Here is a 24008-nt window from a genome sequence, read left to right as displayed (position 1 = left end):
TGGCGGTATGAACGATGCAATTTGGCAAAGAGCTCAATATACCTTATCGAATTGGCATAAACTCATGATCATTCCGGCAGATCCATGGACGACATCGACCGCCAGCTCCTCACCTTGCTGCGCCACAATGGCAGGCGCAGCATTTCCGACCTCGCCGGCGAGCTCGGCCTGTCGCGCGCCACGGTGCGGGCGCGTATCGAACGCATGGAAGCCCAGGGCGACATCATCGGCTACACGGTGATCCTCAAGGCCGACGCGATCGCCATGCCGGTGCGCGGCATCGTGATGATCGAAGTGGAAGGGCGGGCCGCCGACCGGGTCATCGACGTCCTCGGCGGCTTTCCCGAGGTCAGCGCGGTGCACACCACCAATGGCCGCTGGGACATCGTGGTGGAGTTCGCCACGCTCAATCTCAGCGATCTCGACGCCGTCCTGCGCCGCATCCGCCTCATTCAGGGCGTCACCGCCTCCGAGACCCATCTTTTGCTCGCTACGCCGCGCAGTACACAGGCAAGGCTGTAGGACGTTCTCCAGGGTCTTTGCACGGCGCCTGAAATTGAATGGAACTGGGTACGGTCGCGTAGCCCCTCACCCTTACCCTCACCCCGTTCTTACGGAGAGAGGGTAAGGGTGAGGGGCAGCTCGACCTCGACAATAAGAGAGCGCAACACCAGCCCAACGGCATGCTAGGATCTCGAGGTGCGGCCATAGTGACGATGTCGCCGTTTGCAGCGTATGGTCTTGGAACGTCGGCGCTTGAGCCGCGTTTCAGGTCCCAAGAGTGTTTCCTGAACGGATAAGCGCCAGCGTTGGGAGCGATGGAATGAGCGCAGTCAACATCCGATCGGCCCGTCTCGACGACGCCAAGGTGATGGCCGAGCTGCATGTCGCGGTCTGGCGCCATACCTATCATGCGGTCGCGCCTTCCAAGGCCTTCGTCGTGCTGGACGAGGAGCATCGCTTTGCAAGCTGGCACAAGCGGCTGTCCTCCCCTGCCACCGAGCAGATCGTGCTGCTGGCCGAAAACGGGGCCGGGTTGGTCGGCTTTGCCGCGGCCGGCATGCCCTCGCAGGCGATCTTCGATGGGCGCAGCGAGATCAAGCACCTCTATGTCGACCCGCTTCACAAGCGCCAGGGTATCGGGCGGGCCCTGCTCGAAGCCATGGCGGCACGGCTGGTCGAACAGGGGCGCCGGAGCGCCGCCATCGGCGTCGTCGCCGGCAATGGACCGGCGATTGCCTTCTACGAGGCGCAAGGCGCCAAGCAGGCCGGATCCTATACCGATCCGGGTCCGCTCTGGCGCTCGCACAACCTCGTCTATGCCTGGGACGACCTGGCGGCGCTCGTCAGGCGGCAGCCGGTGTCTTCGGCTCCTTGATCCGGTACCAGGCCACATAGAGGGCCGGCAGGAACAGCAGCGTCAGCACGGTTGCCACCAGGATGCCGCCGATCATGGCATAGGCCATCGGGCCCCAGAACACCTCGCGGGCGATCGGGATCATGCCCAGGCTGGCGGCCGCCGCCGTCAGCATGATCGGGCGCATGCGGTGGACGGTCGCGTCCACCACGGCGGTCCAGCGATCCATCCCCGCCTCCTCGTGATCCTCGATCTGCTTCACCAGGATCACGGAGTTGCGGATGATGATGCCGATCAGCGAGAGAATGCCGAGAATGGCGACGAAGCCCATGGGCTGGTTGAAGGGCAGGAGGCCGAGCACCACGCCGATCAGGCCGAGCGGCGCCACGCTGATCACCAGGAACAGCTTCTGGAAGCTCTGGAGCTGCACCATCAGGATGGTCACCATGGTCAGGAGCATGATCGGCACGATGGCGATGATCGGCCCCTGGCCCTTGGCGGATTCCTCCACCGCCCCACCCACTTCCAGCTTGTAGTGGTCGGGCAGTCCGGCCTTGAACTCGGCCACCTTGGGCGCCACCCTATCGACCACCGTCGCCGGCTGGACATTGCCGACGAGGGCCGCCTGCACCGTGATGGTGGGTAGGCGCGAGCGGCGCCAGACGATGGGCTGCTCCATGCCATAGCCGATATTCGCCACCGCGCGCAGCGGCACCACTGTCCCGCCGGAAAGCGGGATCTGCAGGTTCTCCAGCGTCTCCACGGAGTTGCGCTGGTCCGCGGTGGCGCGGCCGACCACGTTGATCAGATAGATGTTGTCACGCACCTGGGTGAAGGCGGTTCCCGCCAGTGTACCGTCGAGGATGGAGGCGATATCCTGCGAGGTAACCCCGAGCAGGCGTGCCTTGTTCTGGTCGACCTCGACCTTGAGCACACGCGCCGGCTCGTTCCAGTCGAAGGTGATCGTACCGAGATTGGGGTCGGTGGCGATGATGCCGGCAAGCTTGATCGCCTGCTCGCGCACCTTCTGGAGATCGGCGCCGCTGACGCGATATTGCACGGGGCGGCCGACCGGCGGGCCGAGTTCGAGCGGATGGACGAGCACGTCGATGCCGACGAACTTGTCGCGGGCCAGCGCCTCCAGCTTCTTCTGCACGCGGTTGCGGGCCTCGATATCCTTGGTGACCACCACGGCCTGGCCAAAGAAGGGATTGGAAAGCTGCTGGTCGAGCGGCAGATAGAAACGCACGGCGCCCTGCCCGACATAGGAGCTCCAGCGCACCACGTCGCCGTCGCCCACGAACGCCTGCTCGAAGCGGTCCATCTGCGTCTTAGTCTCGCCGATGGCGCTGTTCTGCGGCAGCGTCATGTCGACCAGCAGTTCGGGCCGGTCCGACGAGGGGAAGAATTGCTGCTGGACATGGCCCATGGCCACCACGGAGGCGCCGAGCAGGCCGAGGCAGATGGCGATGGTCGCCCAGCGCCAGCGCATGGCGGCGAGCAGCGTGCTCTTGAAGGCGGAGGCCAGCCGGCTCGGCTTTTCGTCATGTTTCTTCATGCTGCTGGGCAGCACGGTCACGCCCAGCAGGGGCGCGAACAGCACGGCGACGATCCAGGACACCAGCAGGGCGACGGCGATCACCACGAACAGGGTAAAGGTATATTGGCCCGCCGAGCTCGAATTGAGGCCGATCGGGATGAAGCCCGCCACCGTCACCAGCGTACCCGTCAGCATCGGAAAAGCCGTCGAGGTATAGGCGAAGGTCGCCGCCTTGCCCAGGCTGTCGCCGGCCTCCAGCCGGCTGATCATCATCTCCACGGTGATCATGGCGTCGTCGACCAGCAGGCCGAGGGCGATGATCAGGGCGCCCAGCGAGATGCGCTGCAGGGAGATGCCGGTATATTCCATCACCAGGAAGACGATGGCGAGCACCAGCGGGATGGAGATCGCCACCACCAGTCCGGCGCGCAGGCCGAGGCTGACGAAGCTCACCGCCATCACGATGATCACCGCCTCCATCAGGGCGCGGGTGAAGCCGGAGATCGCCTCCTCGACAACCGCCGGCTGGTCGGAGACCAGATGCACGCCGACGCCGATCGGCAAGGTGCCGGTGACCTCTGTCATGGCCTCCTTCAGATCCTCGCCGAACTGGAGAACGTTGCCGTTCGGCGCCATGGCCACCGCCAGGCCGATGGCGGGCTTGCCGTCGAAACGGAAGAGCGAAGTCGGCGGATCGACATAGCCGCGCGTGATGGTGGCGACGTCGGAGAGCCGGAAGAAACGGTCGTTGACGCGCAGATTGATGGCCCTGAGGTCCTGTTCCGACTTGAAGCCACCGTCGACGCGCACGCTGACACGGTCGCGTCCAGCCTGGATCACGCCGGCGGCCGAGACGGAGTTCTGCGCCTGCAGCGAGGCGATCACCGCCTGGCGGTCAAGCCCGAGGCTGGCAAGGCGCGCCGTATCGAAATCGAGATAGATCACCTCGTCCTGGGCACCGAGGATCTGGGTCTTGCCGGCATTGGGCACGGCGAGCGCACGATTACGCACCTCCTCGACATAGTCGCGCAACTGACGGAAATCGATACCGTCGGCGGTGAAGGCATAGACATTGCCGTAGACGTCGCCGAACTCGTCATTGAAGAAGGGTCCCTGCACGCCGCTCGGCAGCGTGTACCAGATGTCGTTCACATGTTTGCGCACCTGGTAGAAGGCATCGCTCAGGGCCCGACCATTGGTGGTGTCCTTGAAATTGACCATGATGGTGGCCGTGCCCGGCCGCGTATAGCTGCGCGTATAGTCGAGCGCACCGATCTGCTGGAGCTCCTTCTCGACACGATCGGTGACCTGGTTGAGGGTTTCGTCCAGCGTCGCGCCCGGCCAGTTCACCTGGACCACCATGGTCTTGATGTCGAAGGACGGATCTTCCTCGCGGCCGAGCCTCACATAGGAGAGCGCGCCGGCGATCACCGAGGCGATCATCAGATACCAGATGAAGGAGCGGTGCTTGAGCGCCCAGTCCGACAGGTTGAAGCCGCTCATTTCTGTTCCTCGAGAGTCTGGCTGCGCTGGAGATCGACGGCCTGGCCGGGTTGCAGGCTGCCAACCCCCGCTTTCACCACGATGTCCCCGTCCTTGAGGCCATCGACCACGGCATAGCCGGCCTTGGTGGAGACCAGGGTCACCGGCCGGGTTGCGACCACGGCCTTGGCCGCATCGACCACCCAGACGGACGGCTTGTCGCCCGGCCCGGCCAAGGCCGAGACGGGAACCGCGACATAGGGAGCGACCTTTCGCGTGGCCGACACCGAAATGGTCGAACCGAGCCGGAAGCCATTGGGTGGATCCTGCAAGGCCAGGCGGGCCCGGCGCGTACGCGTCACCGTATCCGAGGCCGGCGCGAGCTGGCGCAGCGTGGCCGTGGTGCGGATGCTGGGCTCGCCGGCGAGAACGACGTCGAAGCGGGGATAGGCCTTGAGCTCGTCGGCCAGATAGTCCGGCACGTCGACGACGGCCTCGCGCACGTCGGGCCGGGCAAGGGTGACGATGATGTCGCCGGCTGACACCACCTTACCGACGTCGGAATTCACGGCGGTGATCACGCCGTCATAGGGCGCGACGAGCTCGGCATAGCTGAGCACGTTGCGTGCCTGCCGCAGCGAGGCCTCGGCCTGGGAAACCTTTGCGTCCGCCGTCTCCCGCGCGGCCACAGCCGTGTCGACCTGGGCCCGCGAGGCCGTCTCGGTGACCACCAAGGCGCGGCTGCGGTTTTCGGTCAGCACGGCATTGGCGAGCTGCGCCTTGGCATTGGCGAGATCGGCCTCTGCCGACTGCACGGCAAGGCGCAGCAGCGTGGCATCGACGGCCGCCAGCCTGTCGCCCTGTTTGACCCTGTCGCCGACATTCACTTCGCGCGCAATGATGCGCCCCCCGACCTGGAAGCCGAGATTGGTCTGGTAGCGGGCATCGACGCTGCCGACGAAGGGACCGAAGCTTGCGGTATCGATGCTGCGGACGGTCAGGGTCAGCACCGGCCTGGCACCTCGGTCCTGCGCCAAAGCGCCAGCGGCCGGCACCAACGCGAGCACGGCCGCCAAGCAGATGATTGCTGATCGAACCGCAGGCTCGGTCAGCAATAATCTGGAAGATTTCAAACATTTGCAGAATTGGGCCGTTTCCCCCCCTTGTGGGTGGAGCAGGCCGACTTTGCTTGGGGCGATACGAATGGAACGGGAAAAGTTCATCGCGCCTGCTCCTCGACGGTTTCGACGACGACTTCGACGACCTGGCCGGGCCGCAGCAATTGGCCTCCGCGCACGACGACAGTCTCGCCATCGTCGAGCCCGGCCGACAGCACGATGTCCTGCGTGGTGTAGCGCTCGAGCGTGACAACCCGCGGTTCGACCGCATGGGTGTCGGCAGCGACAGTCCAGACAGCCGGCTTGCCCTGCCACTCGAACAGCGCCGAGGACGGCAGCACGAAACGTTTTTGGGCAGCGAGGCCGGCCTCGCCGCGCACGGCCGTGCCGAGCGACATGCCCGGCGGCGTCTCCTTGAGGCCGATCTTCACGCGGATCGTGCCCTTGCGGGCATCGACGATGGGCGAGATCTCCCTGACATGGCCGGTCGTCTTCACACTCGGATCAGCCACCAGCGTGATGCCGATCTCCGGTGAACCCGGCGGCTTGTCGATCAGGGCCTCATAGACGTCGAAGACCGCGTCGCGCGGTCCGTCCTGGGCGATGCTGACCACGGTCTGGCCCGCCTGCACGACCTGCCCCGCCTCGGCGTTGCGTACCGTCACCGTGCCGGCGACGCCGGCACGCAGATCCGCATAGCCGAGCTGCTCCTTGGCCTGCTCGACCTGTGCCGTCGCGGCCGCCACGGAGGCCTGGGCGACGCTGAGATTCTCCTGCGCGGCGTCGAGGCTGCTTTGCGAGGTGGCATTTGAGGTGATCAGTGTCTTCTGGCGCTGATATGCAGCCTGGCTCTGCTGGAGCTGCGCCTGGGCCGAAGCGAGCGCGGCATTGGCGGTATCGAGGGCGATACGTTGCTCCTGCCCGTCGACGCGTGCCAGCACCTGGTCCGGCGTGACGTGATCACCGACATCCACCAGCCTTTCGACGATGCGCCCGCTCACGCGGAACGATATGTCGCTCTGCACCTGGGCCTCCACGTCGCCGGTCAGGCTGACGCTCGGCCGGTAATCGGCAACCCGCGCGGTCACCACGCCAACGCGGGCCGGCGCCCCTCCGCTCCAGGCGGCAGCGGGCAAGGTCATCGCAATCAGGCTTCCGAGCAGGACGGCGCGCTGCAGCCTTACGGCGCAGCGCGGCCATGCGGGATTGCCGAGGTTTGAAATCATCGTCGTCCTCGCTGATTCATGCGAATGTCGTTCGATGGAGCCGCTTCGACGGGAAGGCCTGAGATCCTGCAATTGTAGCATCGTCCTCACCCGCTCCGCGGCGTCCAGAGGCCATGGTCCCCTCCCGGGACACCCGGTCGGGAACGATCATTTCACTTGTCGAGCGTTCCCATATCAACTAGAAACAAAACCGTCCAGACGGTTTTTTATTGAACGGAGACCCTTTCAGGAATTATGCCCCAGTCTGCTCCCCCACCCCAGACCCTTCGCGCGCGGAAGTTGCAGCGGCGCAGCATGGAAACCATCGGGCAGATCCTGACCGCCACCATCGCGGTGATCGAGCGCATCGGCGTTCACAACCTCACCATCGATCTGGTGGCGGCAGAGGCTGGCGTCAGCAAGGGCGGCGTGCTGCACCACTTCCCGACCAAGACGGCCCTGATCGTCGCTGCCATGCGTCAGGATATGGAAACGTTGATGATGGAAATCGACGAAACCGCTGATGCGGCCGTGAATTTCGCCTCGGCCCTGGCTCAGCTCGCCCGCCGTATCGCCCTGGAGGAAGGCGGTGTATCCCCGGCGTTCCTGGTCACTGCCACCGAAATCCCGGAAGCGGCCACCGTGCTGGCCACCATGTTCAGCACGCTGGTCGAGAGAGCGGGCAAGGATGACAAGGCCGGCAGCATCAACTCGACCCTGGTGCTGTTCGCCTCCTATGGCATTCTCATCAGCATGGGCATGAAGTCCTTCCAGCCGAGCGCCGAGGAATTGGCCGCCCTGCTCGAAAAACTGGACGCCTTTGCCGCCAGAGCCTGACGCCGTCGTTCAAGCCCCCTCACCCGCCATGTCATTCATCGAGGCTCGGCCCGGAACGTGGCACGGATGTCTTGATGAAATCGATGAAGGCCCGCAACGGCGCAGGCACCAGACGTCGCCCGGGATAATAGAGGAAGGGGCCTGAGAAGCGTTGCCACCAGGGTTCGAGCACGGGTTCGAGCGCCCCGCTCTGGAAATAAGGGCGCAACCAGTCCTCGAACAGAAAAATGATGCCAGTGCCGGCGACTGCCGCATCAACGGCGAGGTCCGTTGCCGCGCCGACGCTCACGAGCAGCGGCCCGGTCGTATCGACATTCACGATCTCGCCATCACGCTCGAATTCCCATGCGGTCATTGCTCCGGATGAAAATCGGCCCCGCAGGCAGGCATGATCAAGCAGATCGCGCGGGTGCTCGGGCCGCCCCCGTCGATCGAGATAGCCAGGCGCCGCTCCAGCAGCAAAACGCTGAATCCGTGGCCCGATGGGCACGGCGATCATGTCCTGTTCCAGCCGCTCGTCGTAGCGGATGCCGGCATCACAGCCGGCCGCCAACACATCGACGAAACTGTCCTCGGCAATCACCTCCAGGCGGATATCGGGAAAAGCAGCGAGGAAATCGGGCACGATCGCCGGCAGCACCAGCCGCGCGGCGCTGACGGGCACATTGAGCCTGAGCGTCCCTGCCGGCCTGTCGCGAAAGCCGTTGACCACGTCCAGCGCCGCCTCGACCTCGGTCATGGCGGGCCCGAGCCGTTCGAGCAGGCGCTCGCCGGCCTCCGTGGCAGCGACGCTGCGCGTCGTGCGGTTCAGCAGCCTGACGCCGAGCCGCGCCTCAAGCCGGCTCACCGCTTCGCTCAGGCCCGACGGGCTGGCCCCGCTCGCCCGAGCGCCGTCGCGGAATCCTCCGGCCCGCGCGACGGCCAAAAAGGCATGGAGATCGTTGAGGTCGACTTTCACTGTTCGTAACTCCGAACAACCTGTCCGGATTATGGCCGATTGTCGAGCAAATTGACAGGTCTTAGCTTCACGGAACGAACAGGAGATCGGCCATGACCACAATCGAGCAACCCACTCGTTTCAACCTCGGCGACCGTGCCGTAAAGCGTCTCGGCTATGGTGCCATGCAGCTTGCAGGTGCCGGCGTGTTCGGCCCGCCCAGGGATCAGGACGCAGCACTGGCTGTGTTGCGCGAAGCCGTCGCATCCGGCGTGAACCACATCGATACCAGCGACTTCTACGGCCCGCACATCACGAACCGGCTGATCCGCGATGCCCTGCACCCCTATGCCGACGATCTCGTCATCGTCACCAAGGTGGGCGCGCGGCGTGGCGAGGACGCTTCATGGCTTCCCGCCTTCTCGCGCGAGGCGCTCACCGAGGCGGTGCACGACAATCTGCGCAATCTCGAGCTGGACGTCCTCGACGTCGTCAATCTTCGCGTCATGTTTGACGTTCACGGGCCGGCCGAGGGATCGATCGAGGCGCCGCTCACCGTCCTGGCCGAGCTTCGCCAGCAGGGCCTGATACGGCATGTCGGATTGAGCAACGTCACCGCGACGCAGATCGCCGAAGGACGCCGCATCTGCCCAATCGTCTGCGTGCAGAACCACTATAACCTCGCCCACCGGGCCGATGACGCCCTGATCGACGATCTCGCCCGCGAAAGTACGGCCTATGTGCCCTATTTCCCGCTGGGCGGGTTCACGCCGCTGCAATCCTCGACCCTGTCGGAGGTCGCCGAGCGCCTCGATGCCTCGCCCATGCAGGTCGCGCTCGCCTGGCTCTATCGCCGCGCGCCCAACATTCTGCTGATCCCCGGCACGTCCTCCGTCGCGCATCTGCGAGCCAACCTCGCCGCGGCAAAACTCGATCTGCCGGAAGACGAGGCCGCCGCGCTCGATCGCATTGCGGCCGGGCATTCCTGAGGGAAGCAAGTGAGCCGCCTGGAATGATCCGTTCCCCATCTCGCTCTTTCGCGAGACGGGTGAGCGCCTCGCCCTAGTGGAACAGCTTCAGCGCATTGGAGAAGGTGATCCACACCCCCCACAAGATGGGAATGCCGACGGCGAGCCAGGCCAGGACGGCCGGCCCGTTCAATCCGCCCCGCCCGATGCCCGAGGATTTCCCCTCCTGCGTCTGGCCGCGCTTTTGCAGGGCGGCCACCTCGGCATCGCTCATGAACCAGCGGGAAGCCACCGGCTTGATCATGAGATTGACGACGAAGCCGACGGCAAGCATGCCGGCAAGGATATACATGGTGCGATCATAGACTTGCGCTCGCGGCACGCCCGCAGCGATCTGGGCATCGCGGATGTAGTTGATCACCACCGGTCCGACGATCCCCGCCGTCGACCAGGCCGTCAGCAGCCGGCCGTGGATGGCACCGACGAACTGGGTGCCGAACATGTCGGCGAGATAGGCCGGCACCGTCGCAAAGCCGCCGCCATACATCGAGACGATCACGCAGAAGAAGGCGACGAACACCGCCAGCAGCCCGGCATGGGCGGCCCAGGGCGCCGAGGCATAGAGCACGATGCCGAGGCCGAAGAAGGTGGCATAGGTAAGCTTGCGGCCGAGCTTGTCGGAGAGTGAGGCCCAGAAGAAACGCCCGAAGATGTTGAACAAAGAGAGCAGGCCGACGAAGCTCGCCGCGATGGTGGCGACCAATTTGGCCTGCCCGGCATCGAGCGCACCGAAGGCGATCTCGGGCTTGCCGATCAGCGAACCGGCGAAGATCTCCTGCAGCATCGGCGAAGCCATGCCGAGCACGCCGATGCCGGCGGAGACGTTGAGGCAGAGCGCGGCCCAGATCAGCCAGAATTGCGGGGTCTTGTGGGCATTGGACAGATGCACATGGCCTGAGGTGATCATTGCCTTGGTGCTTTCGGGCGGCGTCCAGCCCTCCGGACGCCAGCCCGCCGGCGGCACGCGATAGCCGAAGGCGCCCGCCATCATGAAGACGAAATAGATCACCGCCAATGTCACGAAGGTCTGCCAGACGCCGACACCATCGGCGCTCTTGAAATGGTTCATCAGGATGTCGGCCAGGGGCGAGCCGATCATCGCACCGCCGCCGAAGCCCATGATCGCCATGCCGGTGGCCATACCGCGCCGGTCCGGGAACCACTTGACCAGGGTAGAGACGGGGGAGATGTAGCCGAGGCCCAGGCCGATGCCGCCGATCACGCCCGAGCCCAGCCAGATCAGCCAGAGCTGGTGGATGTAGACGCCGACCGCCGAGATGAGCAGTCCGCCGCACCAGCACAGGGCGGCCACGACACCGGCCTTGCGCGGCCCGGCGCGCTCCAGCCAGCCGCCCCAGATGGCGGCGGCCGAGCCGAGCAGCACGAAGAAGAGCGTATAGGTCAAGGTGAGGTCGGAGACACGCCAGTCGCAACTCGTGGTGAACAGGGCCCGCCCGAGACCAGCGAGCGCTCCCCAGAAGCCGGGATCGACCGCGCAGGCCACCGGCTTGCTGATGCCGAGTGCCTGTCCTAGAGGCAGCCAGAACACGCTGAAGCCATAGGCCATGCCGATACACAAATGGATGGCCAATGCCGCAGGGGGCACGAGCCAACGATTGAAGCCCGGCCGTGCCACGATACGTTCACGATCCAACAAACCAGGCACCAGGCCCCCAGCCTCGGCAGAAGCGCTACTATTCATTGGTGTTTCCTCAATATTTTCTTCTTAATTTCGCGGTTAAAGCGCCACCTTCGCGCGCAAACTTCCACGAAACTGAGGATCACGCAACGTCTGAGCCTCGGCTTTACTGGGCCAGATAGCCTCCATCCACCGGAAGCGTATGGCCGGTCACCATGGCGGCACCCGGACCGGCGAGGAAGAGAATGGCCGGGGAGACCTCATGCGGCTCGGCGATGCGGCGCAAGGGCGTCATCGCCTCGATGCGCTGCATCAGTTCGGGCTGGGCCAGCAGGGGCGCGATGAAGGGCGTACGAACATAGGTGGGAGCAACCGCATTCACACGGATGCGATGCGGCGCCCATTCCACCGCCAGGGCGCGGGTGAGATTGACGATGGCGCCCTTGGTGGCCTGGTAGGAGATATTCGGATAGACGCCGCCGCCCGACAGGGCCATGATCGAGGCGGTGTTGATGATCGCCCCACCCTGCCCGGCCACGATCATATGGCGGGCCGCGGTGCGCGCGCACAGGAAGACGCCGGTCATGTTGACGGCCACCACCTTGTCCCACGCTTCCAGGCTGAGATCCACCGCCGCATCACGGATGGCGAGGCCGGCATTGTTGACGAGGATGTCGATATGACCGTGGCGGGCGACGATCTCGGTGAAACGCGCCGTCACCTCGGCCTCATCGGTCACGTCCATGACGAGCGCTTCGGCGCGGTGTGCGCCCCTGACGCTTGCCAGCACGTCCTCGCCCACCGGCGCACGATCGAGAATGACGACCTCGGCCCCAGCCGCGGCCAGGGCCTGCGCCACCGCCAGCCCGATGCCGCTGCCGCCGCCGGTCACGGCCGCGACCTTTCCTTCCAGCCCGTAAAAGCCGGTCAAGCTGACTGCGTCGCCCTGTCCCGCCGGATGTCCCTGTTCGCCCATGGTCGTTTCCCCTAAGCAGGATTTCCCAATACTCTCCGCGAACGGGCAATAATGAAAAATCCTGCAAGTATTTGAAATATCGCAGGTTCTCCTGGTTCGATCCTGCTCATTCTTGAATTGCCACGTTCCCCGAAGCGGCGGTGCGACGCCGACTCAAAAGTCCGACCATTCATCTGTGGCACCAAACCCAATGCTACGGAAGGCCGGAATCACCGAATTGACGCAGATGCTCGGCACAGGCCTCCACAAAGGCGCGCAGCTTGGGCTGGCTCCGGCTGGTACGGGGAAAATAGACGAAAAGGCTGTCGCCGGCCGGCGAAAATTCCTCCAGCACCGTCTCCAACAGACCCTGGGTGAGTTCACCGGCCGCCTGCAGGGTCGAGCCGTAGAGCAGCCCCATGCCTTGTACGGCCAGGGTACGCAGCAACCAGGGATCATTGGCGACGATGGTGCCGGGCGGCTCGATACTGAGCGCCTGGCCGTCCCGCTCGAATTCCCAGCGATAGATGTCGCCGACATCGGGCCGCCGGTAACGCAGGCATTGGTGCCGGGCGATGTCTTCGGGGACTTGCGGCCGGCCGTGCCGTGTGAGATAGGCCGGAGAGGCCATCACCATCCAGCGAAAGGGCGGTGTCACCCGCACGGCGATCATATCCTTGTCGATGAACTCGCCGACACGGATGCCGGCATCGAAGCCACCCTCGACCAGCTCGGCATGGGTGGAATCCACTGTCACGTCGACATGCACCTCCGGCCAGCGCTGCTGAAACAGCGGCAGCACCGGCTCGAGCACATGCACGAGCGCCATGCGATGCACCAGCAGGCGCAGCGTGCCCGAGGGCTTGGCCCGCGACTGCACGAGATCGTCCAGCGCGCCCAGGATAGTCTCGGCCGCAGGCCCAAGCTGGGCCAGGAGGCGCTCGCCCTCCTCGGTCAGGGCAAGGCTGCGCGTAGTTCGGTGCAGGAGCGGCAGGCCGAGCCGGCGCTCCAGCCCCTGCAACGCCTGGCTCACCGCCCCGGCAGTAACGCCGAGCTCGATGGCTGCTGCGCGGAAGCTGCCCCGGCGCACGATGGCGAGGAATTCGGACAAGCCGTCGAAGGGGTCGCTACGTGCCATCTCTGCGCCATTGGAATGGAATACGGCTCGACTGTATAGCACAGCTATACAGCGTGTGGAGCCGTCGCCGGCTTATGGCCTCGCCAGCAGGGGTCTATCTTAGAAACGTAGCTGGGAGCCGGGCTCCCGCCCTTTGCCTGCCGCCTGAGCGGCAGCTTCCATCCCCTTGATTCATGGATCATATCTCATGCGCTACAAGACACTTGGCAGCAGCGGCCTCTTCGTATCCGAGCTTTGCCTGGGCACCATGACCTTCGGTGGCGGCAACGAGTTCTGGAACACGATCGGCACGCTCGACCAGACCCTGGCCGACGGCATCGTCGCCCGCGCCCTCGATGCCGGCATCAATTTCATCGACACCGCCGATGTCTATTCGGGCGGGCTGTCGGAAGAAATCACTGGACGGGCCATCGTCAATTCCGGCCGCAAGCGCTCCGATGTCGTGCTCGCCACCAAGGCGCTCGGCACGGTCGGCCCGGGGCCGAACGACCGCGGCGCCTCGCGCGGCCATATCATGGACGCGGTCAAGGCCAGCCTGAAACGGCTCGGCACCGACTATATCGATCTCTACCAGATCCACGGCCTCGACCGCTTCACGCCGATCGAGGAGACCATGCGTGCCCTCGACGATCTCGTAAGGCAGGGGCACATCCGCTATGTCGGCATCTCGAACTGGTCTGCCTGGACGATCATGAAGGCCCTCGGCCTTGCCGACCGGCATGGCTGGACGCGGCCCTCCACCCTGCAAGCCTACTACACCATCGCCGGGCGTGACCTCGAACGCGAGACCGTTCCGCTGCTGGAGGCTGAAAAGCTCGGCCTGATGGTGTGGAGCCCGCTCGCCGGCGGCTTGCTCTCGGGCAAGATCGATCGCGACGGCAAAGGCCCGGACGGCGCGCGCCGGACCAATTTCGACTTTCCGCCCGTCGACAAGGACCGAGCCTTCGCCTGCATCGATGTGATGCGCGAGATCGCGCAGGCCCACAACGTGTCCGTTGCCCGCATCGCCCTCGCCTTCGTGCTGCATCGGCCCTTCGTGATGTCGGTGATCATCGGCGCCAAGTCCATCGAGCAACTCGACGACAATCTGGCCGCCACCGATGTCGTGCTGAGCGCCGACGAACTCGCCCGCCTCGATGCAGTCAGTGCCCTGCCGCGCGAATATCCCGGCTGGATGATCGAGCGTCAGTCGGCAATGCGGCTGCCCGAGCCCCAGGGTCGCGCCTGAGGCCATCAGCCCGAAGGGGATGGCAATCGCCCTTCCCTTCGGACAGAATGAACGGCGAGAATTCGATGCCTCGACTGCCGGAGACCGACGCTTGGCCGCCACCAGGATCGCCTATTTCATCACACATGCGGAAGTCGAGATCGACCCGGCAATCCCGGTGCCGCAATGGCCGCTCTCGGCCAGGGGTCGGGCCCGGCACGAGGCCTTCAACCGGCATGAATTCGTCGCGCGCATCGGCGCCGTCTACACCAGTGACGAGCGCAAGGCGCGTGATGGCGGCGACATCCTGGCCGGTCATCTCGGTCTGCCCGTACAGGTGATACCGGCGCTGCATGAGAATGACCGCGCGGCAACCGGATTCCTGCCGCCGCCCGAATTCGAAGCCACCGCCGACGCCTTCTTCGCCAATCCGGAGCTCAGCATTCGCGGCTGGGAACGCGCCATCGACGCCCAGAACCGTATCGCCGCTGCCGTCGACGCCATCCTTGCAGCCGGTCGCGGCCATGGCGACATCGCCATCGTCGCCCATGGCGGGATCGGCGCGCTCCTGCTCTGCCGCCTCCTGTCCGTCCCGATCGACCGTCGCTACGACCAGGCGGCGGGCGGCGGCAACTATTTCAGCTTCGAAGCGGCGACGCGACGGCTGTTGCAGGGCTGGACGCGCATCGAACCTTGAATCAGCCCGCCCAGTACTGGGAAGGAAGCACCCCTCATCCATCCGCCATGCCGCCCCGGAGCATCGGGGTGGCCCCGCGCTGCCGGCTCGCACAATCGTTCAAGATCGCCTCCGGACCACGGGGTAGGATCCCTTCCTCGGAAATTTCAGGACGAGAAACGCGTCATCATGCCTGTCGGCTTCATCGGTCTCGGCGTCATGGGAGAACCCATGGCACTCAATCTCGTAAAGGCGGGAACGCCGCTGGTGGTCTGGAACCGCTCCCCGGATAAATGCGCCAGCCTGCAGGCTGCTGGCGCTGAGGTGGCGGGCAGCCTCGACGAGGTCTTCGCCAGGGCGCGCATCGTGATCCTGATGCTGGCGGACACGGCTGCAATCGACGCGGTGCTCGGTCGCGGCACGGCGGATTTCAACAGCCGGGCCGCCGATCATACCATCGTCCAGATGGGCACGATCTCGCCCGAGGATTCGCGCCGGCTCGACCAGGAGATCCGCAGCACCGGCGGCCACTATGTCGAAGCCGCGGTTTCCGGCTCCCGCAAGCCGGCCGAGGCCGGGCAGCTCGTTGGCATGCTGGCGGGCGATGCCGGCGCGCTCGCGGAGATCCGCCCCCTGATCGGCGCGATGTGCCATCAGGCTTTCGACTGTGGCGCAGTCCCCGGCGCCTTGACGATGAAGCTGGCCGTCAACCTGTTCCTGATCACCATGGTGACGGGCCTGGCCGAGGCCGCCCATTTCGCCGAACGGCATGGTCTCGACATGCGGCAATTCCAGGCCGTCCTCGATGCCGGCCCGATGGCAAGCCAGGTCTCCCGCGTCAAGCTGCAAAAACTGGTCGAGGGTGATTTCGCGGTGCAGGCCTCGATCACCGACGTCCTGAAGAACAATCGACTGGTTGCCGAAGCCGCCCGCCGTGCGGGGCTCGCCTCGCCCCTGCTCGACCTCTGCCATGCCCTCTATGGCGAGACACAAGGTCTCGGCCTGGGTGGCGCCGACATGGCTGCCGTCATCCGGGCCATCGAGACGCGATCGGTGCATTGAACAAGGCAAAAATATCCCGTGACGCAACCGGACTACTTCGGCGCGGGGTGACTGCCGCCTGATGTGTGATCCGACGGCTTACCACCACCGCCCGGCGACGGCATGTCCCCCTCACCCGAGGGCGAGACGTCACTGCCGCCAAACGTGTGGCGCGGCCCGACCACGGTGCCCCAAGCCTCGCCGATGCGCAGGCGGCTCCAGGGCGCCGGCTTGGCCGGTGGCGCCTGCATGCTGGCAAGCTCCGTGCCGAAGCCAGGGGTGAGACGCACAGTTCCCCCTTTGGTGGCGACGTCGACGACGCCATCCTCGACATAGACGCCGAACTTGCCCCAGCTCGGCCCGGCGAAAAACCGGGTGCCGCGCGCGGCGATCAGGCCAAACGGCGTCGTCACGCCAAGCTCGCCCGAGGGGCGGTCATGCGGGCGATCGAACAGGATGGCGCCGCGCTCGAGCACCAGCTTGCCGCCGCGATCGACCAGGAACTTGTCGATACGCACCCTCGTGCGGGCGCCCAGCAGCAGGCGGGTGGCGTCGCCAAGCTGCGCCGACAACCGCGCGCTCTCGCCGGTCGCGAGGAGATCGTTGAGATAGACGGGGTCGCCGACCGCAAGGAGACGGGTACGGCCACGGGCCTGAGCGGTGCTTTCGCCGCTGGCTCCCAGGATCGAGCCCGCCTCCACGGCTGCCCGGGCCAGCACTCTCTCCGGCCGTATTCCGGCAAGCAACAGGCCAGCCAGGAGGGAACGGCGGTGGATCGGCATGATGAAGCTTTCCAGACGAGGGTGTTTGCGGATCAGCGGGAAACCGGACCCGACACCGCCAAGTCGGCGGCTTCCTCCTGCCGGGACGATTCGCTTCGACGAATGTCCGCAGATGATGATACCGCTCTATTCTTGATGTGTTCGCTTCTTCCGGCACCGGCCGCAAAGTAAGGTCCTCGAAGTCCTTGCCTGCGCCCAGTCATTCATCCTAGCTGAAACCCTTTCGTCTACAAGCCCCTCGAACTCATGCAGAAGACTTAGGCTTTTACCAGCGAAGGCGGGCGATCGGATCAGGCCCGCACCTCCACGACTCCCATCATTCCCAGTTGCTCATGTTCGAGGATATGGCAGTGATACATACGCAGTCCTGGATGGTCCTGCCGCACCAGCAGACGCACGGTTTGGCCGCGCGCGACATTGATGGTGTCCTTCCAGGCGCGATAAGGTGTCTTGCTCACCCGGCCATCCCGTTCTGTCTCCACGGGCTGGAACTGCGTGCCGTGCAGATGGAAGGGGTGATCCATGTCGGCGAGATTGGCGATCTCCCACAATTCGGTCTGCCCTGCCTTGGCGACGAGGTCGACCCGGTTCATGTCGAAGGCGACGCCGTTGATGAGAAAGCCCATCTTCATGCCGCCTTCCCCCATCGACATGGTCTCGGTGAATTCGAGGCGGCGCCTCACGACGGGCTGGCCGAGATCGGCGATGCTGCGCAACTCCGCCGACAGGGGCGGTGGCTGTTCGGCCTTGTCCGCCGTCACGTCGATGGTCATCACATCAGCGGCAGTGTCGGGCCGTCCCGGTCCCATCCAGCCGTGATCGACGTCCTCCGCCCTCAGCACCAGTCGTCCCGGCTGGTCGAAAGCGACGATGATTTCCGCCCGTTCGGCGGGAGCGAGATCGATTGTCCGGAGCCCGGTCACCGGCGCCTCCAGGAGGCCGCCATCGCTGCCGATCAGGGTGACCGGTGCTTCGCCGAAATTGAGATGCAGGAAGCGGGCGTTGCTGGCGTTGAACAGGCGGAAGCGCCGCCGGCAGCCGGCGGGCAGCGTCAGGACGGGCTTCTTCTGGCCGTTGACCAGGACATGGTCGCCGACCCGCCCGTTCATCAGGTCCGCCATGGTGTTGGCCGGGATCGAGCCATCGGCCGCCAGTCTCAGATCGGTGAAGAACAGCGGCGTATCGCCATAGGCTGCCGGGATCGGATCCTGGCGGGGCTTGACGATGAAGGCGCCGGCGAGGCCGCGATAAACCTGCTCGGCCGTACGGCCATGGGGGTGGGGATGATACCAGTAGCTGCCGGCGCTGCCCTCAGGAAGTTCGAAGGTGTAGAGCCGATCGGCGCCGGATAACACCGGGTCCATGGGATTGCCGTCCTGGTCCGCCGGCACCGGCATGCCATGCCAATGGATGGTGGTCTCCTCGCCCGGCAGGCGATTGGCAAAGCGAATGGCGACCTTGTCGCCCTCGGTCACTTCGATCAGGGGGCCGGGCGTCTCGCCGTCATAGGCGAGGATGGGCGTCTCGATCCCCTCGGCAAAGCGGACGGTGGCGGGCCTGGCCGTGAGTTCGGCCTCGAAACGCCCGGGCCCGCTGACCCGGTTGGCGAGGCGAGGCAGGTCGCGCAGTGGCGCTCCCTCCGGCAGCGTGGGCAAAGGCCCGGGAGCCGCCATCTTGCCGTCCCCAGGCGACATGCCCGGCATGTCCATGCCATGCTTGGAATGATCCTGCATCTGCGCCGCGGCCGGTCCCGAAATTACCAGGGCGGCGACGCCGGAGAGCAGAAATTCACGTCTGTTCATGCCTATGATCCTTGTTCAAAGCTGGCGCGTGCGCAGCCGCAGCGCATTGGCGATCACGCTGACGGAGGAGAGCGCCATGGCGGCTGCCGCGAAGATGGGCGACAGCAGGATGCCGAAGAGGGGATAGAGCACGCCGGCCGCGACGGGTACGCCGGCCGCGTTGTAGACGAAGGCGAGGAAGAGATTCTGGCGGATATTGGCCATGGTGGCCTGCGACAGCCGCCTTGCCCGCACGATGCCCATGAGGTCGCCCTTGACCAGGGTGACACCGGCGCTCTCGATAGCCACATCGGTTCCCGCGCCCATGGCGATGCCGACATCGGCGACCGCCAGGGCCGGCGCGTCGTTGACGCCGTCGCCGGCCATGGCCACTACCTTGCCCTCGCGCTTGAAGGCCTCGACCAGCGCGCTCTTGCGTTCGGGCAAAACCTCGGCCTCGACGGCATCGATGCCGAGGCGGCGGGCGATGGCTTCGGCGGTGACGCGGTTGTCCCCGGTCACCATCACGACATGGATGCCCTCCAGGCGCAGGGCCGTCAGGGCGGCCGGCGTGGTTTCCTTGACCGGATCGGCAATGGCAAGCAGGCCGGCCAGGCGCCCGTCGACGGCAGCGAAGATCACGGTGGCCCCGTCCCGGCGCAACTGGTCGGCCTCGGCAACCAGGGGGACAGCGACGCCCTCCTGCGCCATGAAGGCCGCATTGCCCAGGAGAACGAGCCAGCCCTCGACCGAACCCCGCGCACCCTTGCCGGTGGGGGAGTCGAAATCAGTGACGGCGGACAAGGTGAGCCCCTTCGCCTCCGCCGCTGCGACCACGGCCCGGGCCAACGGATGTTCGGAAGCCCGCTCCACGCTGGCGGCCAGCCGCAGCAGGTCGTCTTCGCCAAAACCTTCGGCAGGCCAGATCGCTGTGAGGGTCGGGCGCCCTTCGGTGAGCGTCCCCGTCTTGTCGACCACGAGGGTATCAACCTTCTCCAGCCGTTCCAGCGCTTCGGCATTGCGGACGAGCACGCCGAGGCCGGCGCCCTTGCCGACGCCGACCATGATCGACATCGGTGTCGCCAGGCCGAGGGCACAGGGACAGGCGATGATCAGCACTGTGACCGCGGCGACCAGGCCATAGGCAAAGCGAGGTTCCGGCCCGAAGGTCGCCCAGGCGGCAAAGGCCGCCGCCGCGATCAGGATGACCAGGGGCACGAACCAGCCGGCGACCTGGTCGGCCAGGCGCTGGATCGGCGCCCGCGAGCGCTGCGCCTGCGAAACCATCTGCACGATCTGGGCCAGTATAGTGTCACCCTCGACCTTGTCGGCCCGGATCACCAGGGCGCCGGTCTGGTTGAGCGTGCCACCGATGACATTGTCGCCGACGGCCTTGCTCACCGGCATGGATTCGCCGGTCACCAGGGCCTCGTCGAGCGAGGAACGCCCCTCCAGTACGCTACCGTCCACGGGCACCTTCTCGCCGGGACGAATGCGCAGGCGGTCTCCCACCGCCACCTCGTCGAGGGGGATCTCCTCCTCTGAGCCATCCTGCCTTATGCGTGTCGCCGTCTTCGGCGCGAGGTTGAGCAAGGCCCGGATCGCCCCCGACGTGTGTTCGCGGGCCCTGAGTTCGAGCACCTGGCCGAGCAGGACCAGCACGGTGATCACCGCGGCCGCCTCGAAATAGACGGCCACGCTGCCGTCATCGCTGCGGAAGGCATCGGGGAACAGGCCGGGCGCGAATACGGCCACCAGACTGTAGACCCAGGCGATGCCGGTTCCCATGGCGATCAGGGTGAACATGTTGAGGCTGCGGCGCAGCACGGATTGCCAGCCGCGCACGAAGAACGGCCAGCCACCCCACAGCACCACGATGCTGGCGAGGACAAGCTGGATCCAGGCCGACCGGGCCGGCGGCACCAGATAATGCAGCGCCGGGACGAGGTGTGCACCCATCTCCAGGAGGAAGACAGGCAGGGTCAGCACCAGGCTGATCCAGAAGCGGCGCGTCATATCCGCGAGTTCGGGATTGGGCCCGGCCTCGGCCGTGACTTGCAGGGGCTCGAGCGCCATCCCGCAGATCGGGCATGTCCCCGGTCCTTCCTGCCGGATCTCGGGATGCATCGGGCAGGTATAGATCGTGCCCGCGGGGGCTGCAGGTGCCGGTTTGCGCTCGCCAAGATACCGTCCCGGCGCCGCCTCGAATTTCGACTTGCAGCCGGCCGAGCAGAAATAATAGGGGCGCCCTTCATGCTGGATGGAATGCTTGGCGGTCGCCGGGTCGACATCCATGCCGCAGACAGGGTCCTTCACGCCGGAATGTGCCCCGGCATGATCGTGGTGGTGGCCGTGATGATGGTGATGGTCGTTCATCAGCCCGTCCCGTGCTTCTCAATCGATTCGCGCTGGTCTCCCAGCCTTCGGGAACAGGGCGTAAGGCTTGACATCATGGGAAGGTCAAGAGAATTTTCGGAAAGCTGACGATTTGTTTTGGCTTCGGTGTTTCACCCCTTATCCCCCTGCCGGGACCTTCTCCCGCAAGGGGAGAAGGGGTGATACGCCTCGATCAGCCCACCGCCCGCACATGCTCGGGCTGCAGTTCATCGAGGCTGCTCACGCCCAGCATGGCCATGTTGCGCGCGATTTCCGCCTGCAGGAGGCCGAAGGCGTGGCGGACGCCGCCCTCCCCGCCGACGGCAGCGGCGAACAGGAAAGGGCGCCCGATGAAGACGAAATCGGCCCCGAGCGCCAGCGCCTTGAGGACATCCGTGCCCCGGCGGAAGCCGCCATCGATCAGCACAGTCATCCCGCCGGCTGCCGAAACGGCCTCGCGCAGGACCGTCATGGGAGCGACCGCCATATCGAGCTGGCGCCCGCCATGGTTGGAGATCCAGACACCGTCGACGCCTCTTTCGCGCGCAATCGCAACGTCTTCGGGGGCGAGGATGCCCTTCACCACCAGCTTGCCGCGCCACAGCTGCCGGATGAGGTCGAGATGGCTCCAATCGAGGCCGTCACGAGCGCCGATGTCGCGTACCGCGTTGCGGGACAGCAGGGTCGGCCCGCGAAAGGCATCCATGTTCTCGAAGCGCGGCATGCCGCCGGCCAAAGTGCGGGCAAAGGTACCCAGCGACCAGGATGGATGGGTGATACCGTCCCAGACCAATCTCAGGCTCGGCTTCAAGGGCGTCGAAAAGCCGGTACGGGCATTGTTCTCGCGATTGGCGGCAACCGGCACGTCGGCTGTGAGCACCAGCGTTTCAAAGCCCGCGGCGGCCACGCGCGCCACCATGCGGCTGATGCGTTCGGGTTCGCCCGGCAGATAGGTCTGGAACCAGCGGGCCCCGCCCTCCTCGGCCAGCCTCTCCAGTGGAATCAGCGAGGTGGCGCTGGCCACTATCAAGGCACCCTCGGCCGCCGCTGCCTTGGCGAGCGCAAGGTCACCTTGGAAGGTGGCGAGGCCCGACAGCCCCATGGGCGCAATGCCGACCGGCAGGGAATAGGCATGGCCGAACAGGGCATGGCGCGTCGAACGGGCCCTGGTATCGACGAGAATGCGCGGCACCAGCCCGAGGGCAGCCAACGCCCGGCTGTTGCCGGCATGCGCGGCATTCGTCTCGGCGGCACCGGCATAATAGCCATAGATCTGGCGCGGCAGATGCCGGCGGGCCGCCGGCTCGAAATCCGCGAGCGCCAGGAAACGCCGCAGCGGCCGCGGCACAGTGGTTTCAACGCGGCGGGCGGTGACTACAGTCCGGGAATGCGAATTGTCCGGCACTCTTTCTGCTTTTCTCCAGCCCGCCCTGTTTCCGCGTCGTTGCCCCTTATCCCTTGGCGCAAGCAGCACCCCTTCGTCAATCAAGGTCGAAGGACATATCACCCGATGCGCCAAGTATACCGTACAGTGAGTGTACAGGCCGGCCATTCGGGTGAATCGTCCCTGCCGTCTATCGAGCTCTCTAAAAAAGGATGAAGCGGCGCCGCCGGGAACGCGATCGCCCTCTCCCCGGAGCAAAACGCTATAGGGAATGGAAATAGCCCTGTCCGATCCGATCAAAGCAAGGCCCGCCTTCAGCCGCCAGACGCTGCTTATCCTGTCCGCCGCCATCATCCTCAGCGCGGCCATGGGCATCCGGCAGACCTTCGGCCTTTTCGTCGAGCCTTTCTCGCTCGACCGGGGCCTTCCCGTCACCCTGATCGCCTTTGCCATCGCCATCCACAATCTGGTCTGGGGGGCCGCGCAACCCTTTGCGGGAGCCGCGGCCGACCGCTATGGCTCCGCACCGGTGGTGGCATTCGGTGCCGCCACGTTCGCCCTGGGTCTCGGTATTGCGGCCATGGCGCCCTCGGGAATCATGCTGGTCCTCGGTCTCGGTATCCTCGTCGGCATCGGCATCAGCTGCACGGCCTTCGGTGTCGTGCTGACTGCGGTCGGCCGCGGGGCCCCGCCCGAAAAACGCAGCATGGCGATGGGCATCGCCAGCGCCGGCGGCTCGTTCGGGCAGGTTGCGATGGTTCCCCTGGCCCAGGTCGTCTCGGCATATTCGGGCCTGTCCACGGCCTTCGTCGTGCTGGCGCTGGTCATGCTGGCCGCCGCCCCCTTCGGCCTGTTCCTGGACGGGCGGCCGCGACAGGGTGCAGCCGAGAGAGAAGAAGCTGCCCTGCCGCTGAGGGCCGCGCTCGAACAGGCCCTTAGCCATCGCGGCTATTGTCTTCTGACGCTCGGCTTCTTCACCTGCGGCTTCCAGCTCGCCTTTATCGCCACCCATTTGCCGGGCTATCTCTCGCTCTGCCACATGCCGTCGGGAACCGGCGCCAAGGCGCTTGCCTTGATCGGCCTGTTCAACATGGCGGGCAGCTGGGCCTGCGGCTGGCTCGGCGGGCGCTACCGGCAGCACTATGTGCTCGGCTGGCTCTATCTGATCCGGGGCGTGGCCATCGCCGCCTTCTTCCTGGCGCCGAAATCGGACGCCTCGGTCACCCTGTTCGCCGCCGTGATGGGCCTGACCTGGCTCGGCACGGTGCCCCTGACCAGCGGCCTGGTCGCCAAGGTCTTCGGCGTGCGCCATCTCGGCACCCTGTTCGGCATCTGCTTTCTCAGCCACCAGGTCGGCTCGTTCCTGGGCGCCTGGCTCGGCGGCCTGACCTTCGACCTTACCGGCTCCTACACGCCGGTCTGGTGGGCGACCGCCCTTGCCAGCCTGATGGCGGCAGCGCTGCATTTTCCGATCAACGATACGCCGCAGGTCGTGGCGGCGACAGCGCGGGCATGAAGGGCTCCG

General features: G+C 65.7%; 19 protein-coding genes. 8 read left to right on the top strand and 11 right to left on the bottom strand.

Annotated elements, in window-relative coordinates; all coding sequences use genetic code 11:
- The first annotated feature begins 84 nt into the window (after window positions 1-84).
- Window positions 85-522 (top strand): Lrp/AsnC family transcriptional regulator, encoded by a 438-nt coding sequence (locus tag U1R88_RS23020; protein ID WP_068294636.1) that lies wholly within the window; start codon window positions 85-87, stop codon window positions 520-522.
- Window positions 523-823: 301 nt separating this feature from the next.
- Window positions 824-1378: a GNAT family N-acetyltransferase gene (locus U1R88_RS23015; protein ID WP_322433355.1), complete on the top strand. Its 555-nt coding sequence runs from the start codon at window positions 824-826 to the stop codon at window positions 1376-1378.
- On the opposite strand, the gene U1R88_RS23010 is transcribed toward U1R88_RS23015, so the two are convergent.
- The 3 genes from U1R88_RS23010 to U1R88_RS23000 all read right to left on the bottom strand — a co-directional run bounded on the left by U1R88_RS23010 (window position 1347) and on the right by U1R88_RS23000 (window position 6723).
- The gene (locus U1R88_RS23010; protein ID WP_322433354.1) at window positions 1347-4400 is read right to left on the bottom strand and encodes an efflux RND transporter permease subunit; all 3054 of its coding nucleotides are present in this window, start codon (window positions 4398-4400) and stop codon (window positions 1347-1349) included. The two genes, U1R88_RS23015 and U1R88_RS23010, sit on opposite strands and share 32 nt — an antisense overlap.
- Window positions 4397-5446, bottom strand: coding sequence for an efflux RND transporter periplasmic adaptor subunit (locus U1R88_RS23005; protein ID WP_322433479.1), 1050 nt, complete (start codon window positions 5444-5446; stop codon window positions 4397-4399). Before U1R88_RS23005 ends, U1R88_RS23010 begins: the two co-directional genes overlap by 4 nt.
- A 152-nt stretch (window positions 5447-5598) precedes the next feature.
- Complete coding sequence (locus tag U1R88_RS23000; protein ID WP_322433353.1) at window positions 5599-6723, bottom strand: efflux RND transporter periplasmic adaptor subunit; 1125 nt, start codon at window positions 6721-6723, stop codon at window positions 5599-5601.
- 294 nt (window positions 6724-7017) lie between these two features.
- Between U1R88_RS23000 and U1R88_RS22995 the strand changes: the two genes are divergently transcribed.
- The gene (locus U1R88_RS22995; protein ID WP_322433352.1) at window positions 7018-7539 is read left to right on the top strand and encodes a TetR/AcrR family transcriptional regulator; all 522 of its coding nucleotides are present in this window, start codon (window positions 7018-7020) and stop codon (window positions 7537-7539) included.
- Window positions 7540-7570: 31 nt separating this feature from the next.
- Here U1R88_RS22995 and U1R88_RS22990 read toward each other — a convergent pair whose 3' ends face one another.
- A complete protein-coding gene (locus U1R88_RS22990; protein ID WP_322433351.1) occupies window positions 7571-8497 on the bottom strand; it encodes a LysR family transcriptional regulator in 927 nt (308 codons plus the stop codon).
- A gap of 92 nt (window positions 8498-8589) precedes the next feature.
- Between U1R88_RS22990 and U1R88_RS22985 the strand changes: the two genes are divergently transcribed.
- On the top strand, window positions 8590-9465 hold the full coding sequence (locus U1R88_RS22985) for an aldo/keto reductase family oxidoreductase (RefSeq protein WP_322433350.1): 876 nt from the start codon (window positions 8590-8592) through the stop codon (window positions 9463-9465).
- A gap of 73 nt (window positions 9466-9538) precedes the next feature.
- On the opposite strand, the gene U1R88_RS22980 is transcribed toward U1R88_RS22985, so the two are convergent.
- From U1R88_RS22980 to U1R88_RS22970, 3 genes are all read right to left on the bottom strand, one after another.
- A complete protein-coding gene (locus U1R88_RS22980) occupies window positions 9539-11206 on the bottom strand; it encodes an OFA family MFS transporter (protein ID WP_322433349.1) in 1668 nt (555 codons plus the stop codon).
- Between the two features lie 103 nt (window positions 11207-11309).
- Complete coding sequence (locus U1R88_RS22975; protein ID WP_322433348.1) at window positions 11310-12119, bottom strand: SDR family NAD(P)-dependent oxidoreductase; 810 nt, start codon at window positions 12117-12119, stop codon at window positions 11310-11312.
- A 193-nt stretch (window positions 12120-12312) separates the two neighbouring features.
- The gene (locus U1R88_RS22970; protein ID WP_322433347.1) at window positions 12313-13236 is read right to left on the bottom strand and encodes a LysR family transcriptional regulator; all 924 of its coding nucleotides are present in this window, start codon (window positions 13234-13236) and stop codon (window positions 12313-12315) included.
- A 187-nt stretch (window positions 13237-13423) separates the two neighbouring features.
- Between U1R88_RS22970 and U1R88_RS22965 the strand changes: the two genes are divergently transcribed.
- The 3 genes from U1R88_RS22965 to U1R88_RS22955 all read left to right on the top strand — a co-directional run bounded on the left by U1R88_RS22965 (window position 13424) and on the right by U1R88_RS22955 (window position 16181).
- Window positions 13424-14464, top strand: coding sequence for an aldo/keto reductase (locus U1R88_RS22965; protein ID WP_322433346.1), 1041 nt, complete (start codon window positions 13424-13426; stop codon window positions 14462-14464).
- A 91-nt stretch (window positions 14465-14555) separates the two neighbouring features.
- A complete protein-coding gene (locus U1R88_RS22960) occupies window positions 14556-15140 on the top strand; it encodes a histidine phosphatase family protein (RefSeq protein ID WP_322433345.1) in 585 nt (194 codons plus the stop codon).
- Between the two features lie 168 nt (window positions 15141-15308).
- Window positions 15309-16181 (top strand): NAD(P)-dependent oxidoreductase, encoded by an 873-nt coding sequence (locus U1R88_RS22955; protein ID WP_322433344.1) that lies wholly within the window; start codon window positions 15309-15311, stop codon window positions 16179-16181.
- 32 nt (window positions 16182-16213) lie between these two features.
- On the opposite strand, the gene U1R88_RS22950 is transcribed toward U1R88_RS22955, so the two are convergent.
- The 4 genes from U1R88_RS22950 to U1R88_RS22935 all read right to left on the bottom strand — a co-directional run bounded on the left by U1R88_RS22950 (window position 16214) and on the right by U1R88_RS22935 (window position 22447).
- Window positions 16214-16942, bottom strand: a complete 729-nt coding sequence (locus tag U1R88_RS22950; protein ID WP_322433343.1) for a FecR family protein — start codon at window positions 16940-16942, stop codon at window positions 16214-16216.
- A 290-nt stretch (window positions 16943-17232) separates the two neighbouring features.
- Window positions 17233-18744, bottom strand: a complete 1512-nt coding sequence (locus U1R88_RS22945; RefSeq protein ID WP_322433342.1) for a multicopper oxidase family protein — start codon at window positions 18742-18744, stop codon at window positions 17233-17235.
- 15 nt (window positions 18745-18759) lie between these two features.
- Complete coding sequence (locus U1R88_RS22940; RefSeq protein ID WP_322433341.1) at window positions 18760-21099, bottom strand: heavy metal translocating P-type ATPase; 2340 nt, start codon at window positions 21097-21099, stop codon at window positions 18760-18762.
- A gap of 193 nt (window positions 21100-21292) precedes the next feature.
- Window positions 21293-22447 (bottom strand): alpha-hydroxy acid oxidase, encoded by a 1155-nt coding sequence (locus tag U1R88_RS22935; protein WP_322433340.1) that lies wholly within the window; start codon window positions 22445-22447, stop codon window positions 21293-21295.
- Between the two features lie 307 nt (window positions 22448-22754).
- Here U1R88_RS22935 and U1R88_RS22930 point away from each other — a divergent pair, with 307 nt between their 5' ends.
- Window positions 22755-23999: an MFS transporter gene (locus U1R88_RS22930; RefSeq protein ID WP_322433339.1), complete on the top strand. Its 1245-nt coding sequence runs from the start codon at window positions 22755-22757 to the stop codon at window positions 23997-23999.
- Window positions 24000-24008 lie beyond the last annotated feature (9 nt).

Source organism: Labrys sedimenti (assembly GCF_034424805.1).
GTDB classification, from domain to species: domain Bacteria; phylum Pseudomonadota; class Alphaproteobacteria; order Rhizobiales; family Labraceae; genus Labrys; species Labrys sedimenti.
This window is presented reverse-complemented; position numbering and strand designations above follow the sequence as displayed.

Coding starts and splice junctions, on each gene's coding strand:
- U1R88_RS23020 (WP_068294636.1), top strand. CDS start 85: ATGGACGACATCGACCGCCAGCTCCTCACCTTGCTGCGCCACAATGGC.
- U1R88_RS23015 (WP_322433355.1), top strand. CDS start 824: ATGAGCGCAGTCAACATCCGATCGGCCCGTCTCGACGACGCCAAGGTG.
- U1R88_RS23010 (WP_322433354.1), bottom strand. CDS start 4,400: ATGAGCGGCTTCAACCTGTCGGACTGGGCGCTCAAGCACCGCTCCTTC.
- U1R88_RS23000 (WP_322433353.1), bottom strand. CDS start 6,723: ATGATTTCAAACCTCGGCAATCCCGCATGGCCGCGCTGCGCCGTAAGG.
- U1R88_RS22995 (WP_322433352.1), top strand. CDS start 7,018: ATGGAAACCATCGGGCAGATCCTGACCGCCACCATCGCGGTGATCGAG.
- U1R88_RS22985 (WP_322433350.1), top strand. CDS start 8,590: ATGACCACAATCGAGCAACCCACTCGTTTCAACCTCGGCGACCGTGCC.
- U1R88_RS22980 (WP_322433349.1), bottom strand. CDS start 11,206: ATGAATAGTAGCGCTTCTGCCGAGGCTGGGGGCCTGGTGCCTGGTTTG.
- U1R88_RS22975 (WP_322433348.1), bottom strand. CDS start 12,119: ATGGGCGAACAGGGACATCCGGCGGGACAGGGCGACGCAGTCAGCTTG.
- U1R88_RS22970 (WP_322433347.1), bottom strand. CDS start 13,236: ATGGCACGTAGCGACCCCTTCGACGGCTTGTCCGAATTCCTCGCCATC.
- U1R88_RS22965 (WP_322433346.1), top strand. CDS start 13,424: ATGCGCTACAAGACACTTGGCAGCAGCGGCCTCTTCGTATCCGAGCTT.
- U1R88_RS22955 (WP_322433344.1), top strand. CDS start 15,309: ATGCCTGTCGGCTTCATCGGTCTCGGCGTCATGGGAGAACCCATGGCA.
- U1R88_RS22950 (WP_322433343.1), bottom strand. CDS start 16,942: ATGCCGATCCACCGCCGTTCCCTCCTGGCTGGCCTGTTGCTTGCCGGA.
- U1R88_RS22945 (WP_322433342.1), bottom strand. CDS start 18,744: ATGAACAGACGTGAATTTCTGCTCTCCGGCGTCGCCGCCCTGGTAATT.
- U1R88_RS22940 (WP_322433341.1), bottom strand. CDS start 21,099: ATGAACGACCATCACCATCATCACGGCCACCACCACGATCATGCCGGG.
- U1R88_RS22930 (WP_322433339.1), top strand. CDS start 22,755: ATGGAAATAGCCCTGTCCGATCCGATCAAAGCAAGGCCCGCCTTCAGC.